Annotated in this window: 7 protein-coding genes; 3 read left to right on the top strand and 4 right to left on the bottom strand. The window is 76.5% G+C overall.

The features are described from left to right. Positions 1 to 858 (top strand): glycoside hydrolase family 3 C-terminal domain-containing protein (locus IE330_RS08830; protein ID WP_190135320.1); only part of this gene is annotated, 858 nt, incomplete at its 5' end. 19 nt (positions 859 to 877) lie between these two features. Here the strand turns inward: IE330_RS08830 and IE330_RS08825 are convergent. Beyond that, positions 878 to 1,750 carry a GNAT family N-acetyltransferase gene (locus IE330_RS08825; protein ID WP_190135319.1) on the bottom strand — a complete coding sequence of 291 codons (873 nt, stop codon included), beginning with the start codon at positions 1,748 to 1,750 and terminating at the stop codon, positions 878 to 880. 184 nt (positions 1,751 to 1,934) lie between these two features. Between IE330_RS08825 and IE330_RS08820 the strand changes: the two genes are divergently transcribed. Both IE330_RS08820 and IE330_RS08815 read left to right on the top strand, forming a co-directional pair. Then, positions 1,935 to 3,056 carry a medium chain dehydrogenase/reductase family protein gene (locus IE330_RS08820; RefSeq protein ID WP_190135318.1) on the top strand — a complete coding sequence of 374 codons (1,122 nt, stop codon included), beginning with the start codon at positions 1,935 to 1,937 and terminating at the stop codon, positions 3,054 to 3,056. A gap of 309 nt (positions 3,057 to 3,365) precedes the next feature. Beyond that, on the top strand, positions 3,366 to 5,519 hold the full coding sequence (locus IE330_RS08815; protein ID WP_190135317.1) for an ATP-binding cassette domain-containing protein: 2,154 nt from the start codon (positions 3,366 to 3,368) through the stop codon (positions 5,517 to 5,519). On the opposite strand, the gene IE330_RS08810 is transcribed toward IE330_RS08815, so the two are convergent. The 3 genes from IE330_RS08810 to IE330_RS08800 all read right to left on the bottom strand — a co-directional run bounded on the left by IE330_RS08810 (position 5,479) and on the right by IE330_RS08800 (position 9,803). Further along, positions 5,479 to 7,431 carry a helix-turn-helix domain-containing protein gene (locus IE330_RS08810; protein WP_190135316.1) on the bottom strand — a complete coding sequence of 651 codons (1,953 nt, stop codon included), beginning with the start codon at positions 7,429 to 7,431 and terminating at the stop codon, positions 5,479 to 5,481. The genes IE330_RS08815 and IE330_RS08810 overlap by 41 nt on opposite strands. Before the next feature lie 43 nt (positions 7,432 to 7,474). Continuing rightward, positions 7,475 to 8,938 carry an MFS transporter gene (locus IE330_RS08805; protein WP_190135315.1) on the bottom strand — a complete coding sequence of 488 codons (1,464 nt, stop codon included), beginning with the start codon at positions 8,936 to 8,938 and terminating at the stop codon, positions 7,475 to 7,477. Positions 8,939 to 9,017: 79 nt separating this feature from the next. Beyond that, complete coding sequence (locus IE330_RS08800) at positions 9,018 to 9,803, bottom strand: 3-hydroxybutyrate dehydrogenase (protein ID WP_190135314.1); 786 nt, start codon at positions 9,801 to 9,803, stop codon at positions 9,018 to 9,020. Positions 9,804 to 9,825 lie beyond the last annotated feature (22 nt).

Below are 9,825 nucleotides of genomic sequence, written 5' to 3'. Positions count from 1 at the left end.
GGCGGGGACACCCGCGGCATCCGGGCGGTCGTGGCCGCCGCGCGCGCCGCCGACGTCACGGTCGTCGTCGTGGGCGAGCCCCCGGCGCTGAGCGGCGAGGCGGCGGCGCGCGCGGACATCGGCCTGCCCGGCGCGCAGGAGCGACTGATCGAGGCGGTCGCGCGGACGGGGCGGCCGTTCGTGGTGGTCCTGGTCAACGGCCGGCCGCTGACCGTCGGCACCTGGCTGGACTCCGCGCCCGCCGTCCTGGAGGCCTGGCACCCGGGCCTGGAGGCGGGCAACGCCATCGCCGACGTGCTGTTCGGCAAGGTCGACCCGGGCGGCCGGCTGCCCGTGTCGTTCCCGCGCGCGGTCGGCCAGATCCCCGTCCACTACAACCACGAGTCGACGGGCCGCCCCCACGCCGCGGGCGACAAGTACACCTCCGGCTACCTGGACCTGCCGCCGGACCCGCAGTTCCCCTTCGGCCACGGGCTGAGCTACACGACCTTCCGGATCGGGGCGCCGCGGCTGTCCCGCGCCTCCGTCCCGGCCCGCGCCCTGCACGCGGGCGAGACCGTCGAGGTGTCCGCCACCGTCACCAACACCGGGGCGCGCGAGGGCGACGAGGTGGTGCAGCTCTACGTGCGCGACCTCGCGGCGAGCATCGCGCGGCCGGTGCGCGAGCTGCGCGGCTTCGAGCGGGTGACGCTCGCCCCCGGCGCGACGCGGACGGTGCGCTTCCGCCTGGGCGCGCGCGACCTCGGCTTCTGGACGAACGACCCGGGCGGCGAGTTCCTCCTGGAGGAGGGCGCGTTCGACCTCTACGTGGGCAACAGCTCCACGGCCACGGCCAAGCGGCGGCTCACCGTGACGTGACCGCCGCCCGCCCGGGCCGTCAGCCCAGCTCCAGCGTGGTGATCCCGAACACCTTGTGCTCCGCGAACTCCCGTACCGGGCCGGTGTACATGCGTGCCGTCGCGAACGCCGGGCGCAGCCCCCGTGACTCGGCCAGCGCGACGGCCGGGGCGTTCGACAGGGGTACGTCGATCCCCACGGGCGCCCCGTCGAGGTCCGCGGTCAGCCCGTCCAGGAGCGCCTCGGCATCCGCGCGCGTGTCGGCGAACAGCGGCCCGATCCGCGCGCCCTCGCGGGCCGGGCGCACCACGCCGTACCCGGTGACGCGCCCGTCGACGACGCTGACGAGCGCCGTGTGGCCGGGCGTGTCCAGCCACCGGGCGAGGAACCGCGGCCGGTCGGCCGGGTGGCAGGAGCTGTCGTACGCCGCGAGGGCCGCGGGTCCGGCCTCGGCGGCGGGGCGCACGCGCGCGGGCCGGGCGCCGGGCGCCACGGGGCCGACGTAGCGCATCGAGTCGTGGCGGTGCGCGAAGCCCGAGCGGCGGTAGTTGGGCTGCTGCGCGGGCACGCCGTCCAGGCCGACCGTGCGGTCCCCGGCGTGCGCGAGCGCGGCGCGCCAGGTGGCGATGCCGTGGCCGCGGCCCCGCAGGTCGGGGCGGACGAGGTAGAAGCCGAGGAAGGCGTACGCCGCGTCGTAGGTGACGACGGAGATCGCGGACACCGGCTCGCCGTCGACGCGGCCGAGGAAGAAGCCGCGGGGGTCCTGGGCGAAGAAGGCCTCGGCGTCCCGCAGGCCGGGGTTCCACCCCTCGTCCGCCGCCCAGCCGGTGACGAGGCGCCAGTCGTCGGGCGTCGCGGTGGTCAGGGTGAGTCGTCCGGGGCGTTCGAACCGTCCGGGAGCCGAATTGTCCATCGCCGCACCTTTCTTGAGCGAACGGGGCCGTGTGCCCGGGGTCCCATCCTGCCCTTGGGTGCGCATGACGTTAGAGACTATAACTCTCGCTATAGGCCTTGACGAACGCTGCGCGAGTGGCGCACGCTTGCGTTAGAGGGTCTAACGGCAGCCCGCCCGACCCCTCCCCGAGAGAGGCACACCCATGCGCGCCACCCCTTCGCCCACGGCTCACGCACCCGCCGCCCCCGCCGCATCCGTCGCCCCGTACGTCACCGAGGTCGTCCTCCCCGGTGTCGTCGAGCCGGAGGGGCTCACCGTGCGCCGCCGCCAACTGCCCGCGCCCGGGCCCGGGCCCGGCGAGGTGCTGCTCGCCATGGAGGCCACCGGGGTCTCCTTCGCCGAGCAGCAGATGCGGCGCGGCAAGTACTTCGACCAGCCGCCGTTCCCCTTCGTGCCCGGCTACGACCTCGTCGGGCGCGTGGCCGCGACCGGCCCCGGCACCGACCCCGGGCTCGTCGGGGGGCGCTTCGCCGCGCTGACCAAGACCGGCGGCTGGGCCAGCCACACCGTGGTGCCCGCGGCGGACCTCGTGCCCGTACCGGAGTCCGTCGCCTCCGCGGACGCCGAGACGCTCGTCGTCAACGGCGTCACCGCCTGGCAGATGCTGCACCGCACGGCGCAGGTCCGGGCCGGTGACACCGTGGTGGTGCTCGGCGCGAACGGCGGCGTGGGCTCCACCCTCGTCCAGCTCGCCCGGGTCGCGGGCGCCCGCGTCCTCGGCACCGCCTCGCCCCGCCACCACGACGCGCTGCGCCGGCTCGGGGTCACCCCCGTCGACCACCGCGACCCCGAGCTGTACGCGCGGCTGCGCGGCCTCGCGCCCGACGGGGTGCGGGCGGTCTTCGACCACGTGGGCGGTGAAGGCGTCGTCGAGTCGTTCCGGCTGCTCGCGCCGGGCGGCACGCTCGTGTCGTACGGGACGGCGTCCACCCGGGACGTGGCCGGGTCGTCGAAGGCCCCGGTGCTCAAGCTGTTCGCACGGCTCGCGCTGTGGAACGCGCTGCCCAACTCCCGGAGCGCGCACTTCTACAACATCTGGGCCGGACGGCGGCGCCCCGACGCCTTCCGGGCCCGGCTGCGCGCCGACCTCGGCGAGGTCTTCGCGCTGCTCGCCGACGGCGGCCTCACGCCCCAGGTCGCCGCGCGCGTCCCGCTGTCCCGGGCGGCCGAGGCGCTGCGCCTGGCGGAGTCGGGCACGGTCACGGGCAAGGTCGTCCTGGTCCCGGACGGCGGTGACGCGGCCGGGGGCCACCAGCGCCCGTGAGGGGGCGCCCGGCCGCCCCGACCTTCCGGCCCGGCTTGCGGGGCCCGCCCTGCCGGGACCGGTGCGACGCCCGTGGCGGGCGCCGCGTTGCGTGGCCGGTGCGCCCTGGCCCGCGCACCCAGGCCGGTGTGCTCTTCCCCGGCGGCGCGAGGACGCGTTCCCGGCCCCGGCCACCGCCATTCCAGGCCGTTTTCACCCCATCCCGCACAGATTTCGACCAAAGCGCCCCTTTGCCGCCGCGCTCCGGGGAGGGTGGTCCGAGACCCGTCCGGACCACGACCACCCGGACCACGACCACCTGGAGGCACTGTGCGGCCGCACCATCCAGCGGGAGCCCGCGCGCGGAAGCGGCGGCGCGGCCGGGCGGGCGAAGGCCCCGCCGCGCCGCGCGAGCACGCGCCGCCCGAGCACGCGCCGCCCGAACAGCTCCTCTTCGGCGGGCGGCTCAGAGGCTCCTGGGGGTGGACCGCGCACGAGGGCGCCCGCCTGCAGACGTCCTTCCTCGCGATCCTGCGGCAGATCCCGGCCCTGTCCGGGCACACGGCCGCGCTGGCCTGGCGGGCGGACCCGGTGGCCCTGGTGGTCGTCGTCGTGGCGCAGCTCGGCCAGGCCGCCGCCACCGCGTTCGGGCTGCTGGCCACCAACCGCGTCCTGGTGTCGCTGTTCGCGGCGGGCCCGACGGCCGAGCGGGTGCGCGAGGCCCTGCCGTCGCTCCTCGGCGTGGCCGCCGCCAGCGCGCTCGCGGCGACCCTGCGCGCGGTGACCTTCGCGGCCTCGGGGCGCCTCGGGCCGAAGGTGGAGCGCCTGGCCGCCCTGTCCATGCTGGAGCAGGTCGTGCGGGTGGAGGTGGAGCACATCGAGCGCGCCGACTTCCACGCGGTCCTCGACTCCGGGCAGCACGGCCAGACCGCGGCGCGCCGGCTCATCGACCACACCCTCGGCATCGTGGAGGCCCTCATGGCGCTGCTCGCCGTGAGCGGGGTCCTCGCGGTGCTGCACCCGGTGCTGCTGCCGCTGCTCGTCGCCGTGGTGGTGCCCAAGGCGTGGGGCACGGTCCGCTCGGCGCGCAGGACGTACGCCTCCGTACAGGTCTGGCTGGAGCACGTGCGCCAGCAGGCGGCGCTGCGGCGGCTGCTGATCTCGCAGCGGGCCGCGCCGGAGCTGCGGGTGCACGGCGCGGGCCCGTTCCTGCTCGACCAGTTCGACCGGATGGCCGTGCAGGCGGCGGACGAGCAGACGCGCCTCGCGCACCTGGAGGCCCGCACGGACCTGACCACCTCGGCGCTGTCGGGCCTGACGGCCGCGGCGACGTACGCGCTGCTCGCCTGGCTCCTGACGCACGGCCAGATGCCGCTCGCGTCCGGCGCGACGGCCGCCCTCGCCCTGACCAGCGGTACGGCGGGGCTGCGGCGGATGGTGACCAACATCCACCACCTGTACGAGCAGAGCCTGTTCATGACGGACCTGATCCGTGCCCGGGAGGAGGCCCGGCGGCGCGCGATCCCCGCCGCGGGGGCGCCGGTGCCCGAGGCGCCCGCCGAGATCACCTTCGACCGGGTCACGTTCCGCTACGCGGGGCGGGAGCGGCCCGCGCTCGACGACGTGTCCCTGAGCGTGCGCAGGGGGCAGGTGATCGCCCTGGTCGGCGCGAACGGCTCCGGCAAGACGACCCTCAGCAAGCTCCTCGCGGGCGTCTACCTGCCCTCCGGCGGCGCCGTCCGCTGGGACGGGACCGATCTGCGGGCGCTCTCGCGCGACGACGTGTTCGCGCAGGTGGCGCTGGTGCCGCAGGACTTCCAGCGGTGGCCGTTCACGGCCCGCGCGAACGTGGCGATCAGCCGCCCCGGGAAGATCGGCGACGCCGAGCGGCTGGACGCGGCCGCCGCGTACGCCGACGCGCACCGCGTCCTGGACGACCTGCCGCACGGCTGGGACACGCTGTGCGAGAAGGGGTACGAGGGCGGCGTCGACCTCTCCGGCGGGCAGTGGCAGCGGCTCGCCCTGGCCCGCGCGTACTTCCGCGGCGCGGGCATCCTCATCTGCGACGAACCCACCAGCAGCATGGACCCGGCCGCCGAGGTCGACGCGTTCGACAAGATCCGCGCCCTGGCCGCGGCGGACCAGACGATCGTGCTGGTCACGCACCGGCTGCACAGCGTCAAGGAGGCCGACGTCATCTACGTCATGGAGCACGGCAGGCTCGTCGAGCACGGGGACTTCGCCACGCTCATGGCCACCGAGGGGCCGGGGGTGTTCCGGCGCCTCTTCGAGCTCCAGTCGCACCAGTACCGCACCGGCCCGGCCGACACCGACACCGCCGCCGCGGGAGGCCCACCGGCGTACGACCCCCGCGCGGACGTCCCTTACCCGGCCCCCGGCACCCTCGACGGCGTGCCCGCGCAGGTGCGCCGCTCCCCCGCCGCTAGGCCGGGCGGGGCCGCGGCGGGCGGGACAGGCGGTTGAGGCGCAGGGCGAGCTGGAGCTCCAGGGCGCGGGCCGGGCTGTTCCAGTCGGCGCCGAGGAGCCGGGCGGCGCGGTCCAGGCGCTGGACGACGGTGTTCACGTGGACGTGCAGCGCGTCCTTGGCGCGGGCCGGGCTCGCGCCCTGGTCGAAGTACGCCTCCAGGGTGCGGACCAGGTCGGTGCCGCGGCGGGCGTCGTAGTCGAGGACGGGGCCGAGGACGCGGCGGACGTACCCGGTGAGGTCGGCCCGGTCGCCGAGGAGGACGCCGACGAAGCCGAGGTCCGGCAGGCTCGCGCCCTCGCCGGTGCGGCCGAGGCCGGTCAGCGCCCGCAGGCAGCGCAGCGCCTCGGCGTGCGTGGCGGGCAGTTGGTCGTGGCCGGTCGCGGGGCCCGCGGCGCCGACGGTCACGGGCGCCCCGAGGGCCTCGCCGACGACGGCGGCCAGGCGCGCGGCGAGCGGCCCGGGGTCCGCGGTGGGCGCGAGCAGCACGACGTGGCCGCTGTGCGGGCCCGCGAGGCCGCGCAGGGCTCGCGCGTGGCGCACGGCCTGGGCGGCGGGGCGGGCCCGCGCGTCGCCGTCGGCGTCCAGGACCAGGACGGCGGTGGGCGCGGCGAGGTCCACGCCGAGGCGGCGGGCGCGCAGGGTGAGGCTGCCGGCGTGGCGCGGATCGCCGGCGTGCGCGGTGGTGAGCAGGTCGTCGAGGAGCTCCCCGCGCACCCGGTCCTCGGCCTCGGCCACCGAGCGGCGCAGCAGCAGGAGCAGCGCGGTGTCGAGGCTGGCCCGCTCGAAGAGGCGCCGGTCGCTGTCGGTGAGGTCGGGGCGGCCGCTGAGCGCGACGCTGCCGAGGAGTTCGGGCCCGGCGAGCACGGCGGAGACCCAGACGCCGTCCACGGCCACGGCCCGGCCGCCCGCGCGGGAGGCGGCCACGCCGTCGGCGGACGGGGCGGGGGCCGCGGCGCCGACGCGGGCCAGTTCGGTGCCGTCGGCGTCCTGGACGACCAGGCCGCCGTCGAGCAGCGCGGCGATCTCGGCGGCGACGTCGGCCACGTCGCCGCCGCGCAGCACGATGTCGGTGAGCCGGTCGTGCGTCTCGGCGGCGCGGCGCAGCGCCTCGCTCTGCGCGCGGGCGGTGGCGGTGGCGGCGTTCAGCTCGACGAGCGCGGCGCGGGTCTCCTCCAGGAGGCGGGCCCCGTCGATGGCGACGGCGGCGTGGTCGGCGAGCGAGGCGAGCAGCGCGATCTGGTCGGGCGCGAAGTCGCGCGGGCCGCGGTCGGCGGCGTACAGGACGCCGATGACGCGGCTGCCGACGCGCAGCGGCACGCCGAGGATGCCGCGCAGCCCCTCCTCGCCGACGCCCGCGTCGATGGCGGCGGTGTGCCGGAACCGGGTGTCGGCGCGGTAGTCGGCGCTGGCGTAGGGGCGGGCGGTCTGGGCGACGAGCCCGCCGAGCCCCTCGCCCATCCCGAGCCGGAGCTGCTGGAAGGCCGCGGACGTACAGCCGTCGGTGACGCGCATGAACGTGTCGCCCGCGGCCGGGTCGTTGAGCGTCAGGTACGCCACGTCGGTGCGCAGGAGCAGCCGGGCGCGGCGCACGATGGCCCGCAGGACCGCGTCGAGGTCGGTGAGGGCCGCCAGGTCGCCCGCGGTGTCGAACAGCGCGGACAGCTCGGCCTCGCGGCGGCGGTGCTGGTCCAGGGTGCGGCGCACGGCCTCGGCCGCCTCGGCGGGCTCCTCGACCAGGGCGAGGTCCGCCCGGCCCACCCCGGCCGCCCTGGCCGCGGCGGCCGGGCGGGCGAAGTGCTCGGCGGGGGCGTGCCGTTCGAGCAGGCCGATGAGGTCCCGCAGGGCGGTGGCGGCGGTGCCGTCGGCGGGGGCGGGGCGGGTGCCGGGGCGGCGGTGGGCGGATGACACGGTCGGCTGCCTCCCGGCGTACGGACATACGGGCGTACGGGCCTCAAGGGCGCTCGCCGGAGCGTACCGGCGCGGACCCCGGGGCGGTCCCGTCGGTGGCGTCGCCGGTGGTCTCGGCGCCGGTCGCGGCAGTGGGCGCGGCGTTGCTCGCGGTGGTGGTCGCGGTGGTGGCGTCGGCGGCGGCGCGGGCGAGGTCCCGGCCGCGGGTCTCGCGGGCGAGGACCACCGTCACCGTGGTCACCACGGCGGCCAGGCACAGGTACAGCGCCACGGGCACCGACGAGTCGTACTCCTTGAGCAGTTCGACGGCGATGATCGGCGCGAGGGCGCCCGCGACGACGGAGGCGAGCTGCGAACCGACCGAGGCCCCGGAGTAGCGCACCCGGGTGTCGAACATCTCGGAGATGAACGCGGCCTGCGGTCCGTACATGGCGCCGTGCAGGAGCAGCCCGACGGTGACCGCCGCGGTGATCACGGCGAACGAACCGGAGTCGACGAGCGTGAAGAACAGGAACGCCCACACGGCCATACCCACCGACCCGACGAGCGTCACCGGCCGCCGCCCGAGCCGGTCGGACAGCGCGCCCCAGGCGGGGATGGTGACGAAGTGCACGGCCGAGCCGATCAGGACGGCGTTCAGGGCGGTGCTCTTGGGCAGGTCCAGGTGGGTGGTGACGTAGACGAGCAGGAAGGACGTGAGGACGTAGTAGGAGATGTTCTCGCCGAAGCGCGTGCCGACGGCGGTGAGCACCTGGCGCCAGTTCCTGCGGAACACCTCCACGACGGGTGCGTCCTGCCCGCCGCCCTGCCCGCGCGCGGCGGCGGCCTCGGCCTCGGCCCGCGCCTTCAGGAACAGCGGTGACTCGGTGACGGAGAGGCGGATCCACAGCCCGACCAGCACCAGGACGCCGGACAGCAGGAACGGGATACGCCAGCCCCAGGACTCGAAGGCGGCGTCGGACTGGACGCCGGCGAGCAGCGCGAGCACCCCGGTGGCGAGCAGGTTGCCGCCGGGCGCGCCGGACTGCGGCCAGGAGGCCCAGAACCCGCGGTGCCGGGCGCCGCCGTGCTCGGAGACGATCAGGACGGCGCCGCCCCACTCGCCGCCGAGCGCGAAGCCCTGCACCAGGCGCAACAGGGTGAGCAGGACGGGCGCGCCGATCCCGATGGCGTCGTAGGTGGGCAGCAGCCCCATGGCGAAGGTGGAGCCGCCCATCAGGAGCAGGCTCAGCACGAGCAGCTTCTTGCGCCCCACCTTGTCGCCGAAGTGGCCGAAGACGACGCCGCCGAGCGGCCGGGCGAGGAAGCCGATCGCGTAGGTGACGAAGGCGATGAGCGTGCCGGTGAGCGGGTCGGCGGTGGGGAAGAACAGCTCGTTGAAGACGAGGGCGGCGGCGGTGCCGTAGAGGAAGAAGTCGTACCACTCGATGGTGGTGCCGACGAGGCTGGCGCCGACGATCCGGGTGATGCCGCTGCGGGGACGGGGGCGCGGGCGGGGACGGGCCATGGGGATCACCGTGTTCTCGCGGGTGGGTGGGGACGAGGGGCGGGCCCACCGGGTCGGGGGGGTGGCGGGCCGGGCGGGGTCAGGTCGCGGTCCAGCCGCCGTCGAGGGTCAGCGAACTGCCGGTCACGTAGCCGGAGTGCGGGCCGCAGAGCCACAGGACGGCGGCGGCGACCTCCTCCGGTTCGGCGAGGCGCTTGAGCGGGGAGCGGGTCAGGAGCACGTCGGTGAGCACGTCGTCCTCGGCGATGCGGTGGGCGGCGGCCTGGTCGTGCAACTGCGCCTGGACCAGGGGCGTGCGGACGTAGCCGGGGCTGACGCAGTTGCTGGTGACGCCGTGCGGGGCGCCCTCGACGGCGGTGACCTTGCTGAGCCCTTCGAGGCCGTGCTTGGCGGCGACGTAGGCGCTCTTGAAGGCGCTTGCGCGGCGGCCGTGGACGCTGGAGATGTGCACGGCGCGGCCCCAGCCCCGCGCGTACATGTGCGGCAGGGTCTGCCGCAGGAGCAGGAACGGCGCGGTGACCATGACCTGTTGGATGAGGGCGAAGCGCGCGGGCGGGAAGTCGGTGAGCGGGGCGACGTGCTGGAGCCCGGCGCTGTTCACGAGGATGTCGACCGCGGTGGGCAGGCCCGCGATCGCCTCGGCGTCGGCGAGGTCCGCCGTGTGCGCGTGACCGCCGACGGCGTCCGCGACGGCCTTGGCGGCGGCCGCGTCGATGTCCACGACGTGCGTGTCCGCGCCGGCCCCGGCGAGCGCCGCCGCGCAGGCGCGGCCGATGCCGCTGCCGCCGCCGGTCACGAGGGCGGTGCGGCCGCGCAGGTCGACGCCGCCGGGGGCCGGGGCGCTGGGGTGAGGTCCGCTTGTCATGGCCGGAAACCTAGGGTGGGCG

The sequence above is a fragment of the Streptomyces longispororuber genome (genome assembly GCF_014656095.1).
Classification (GTDB): domain Bacteria; phylum Actinomycetota; class Actinomycetes; order Streptomycetales; family Streptomycetaceae; genus Streptomyces; species Streptomyces longispororuber.
The sequence above is the reverse complement of the archived record's forward strand: the minus strand, read 5'-3'. Positions and strand labels throughout refer to the sequence as shown.

Coding starts and splice junctions, on each gene's coding strand:
- IE330_RS08825 (WP_190135319.1), bottom strand. CDS start 1,750: ATGGACAATTCGGCTCCCGGACGGTTCGAACGCCCCGGACGACTCACC.
- IE330_RS08820 (WP_190135318.1), top strand. CDS start 1,935: ATGCGCGCCACCCCTTCGCCCACGGCTCACGCACCCGCCGCCCCCGCC.
- IE330_RS08805 (WP_190135315.1), bottom strand. CDS start 8,938: ATGGCCCGTCCCCGCCCGCGCCCCCGTCCCCGCAGCGGCATCACCCGG.
- IE330_RS08800 (WP_190135314.1), bottom strand. CDS start 9,803: ATGACAAGCGGACCTCACCCCAGCGCCCCGGCCCCCGGCGGCGTCGAC.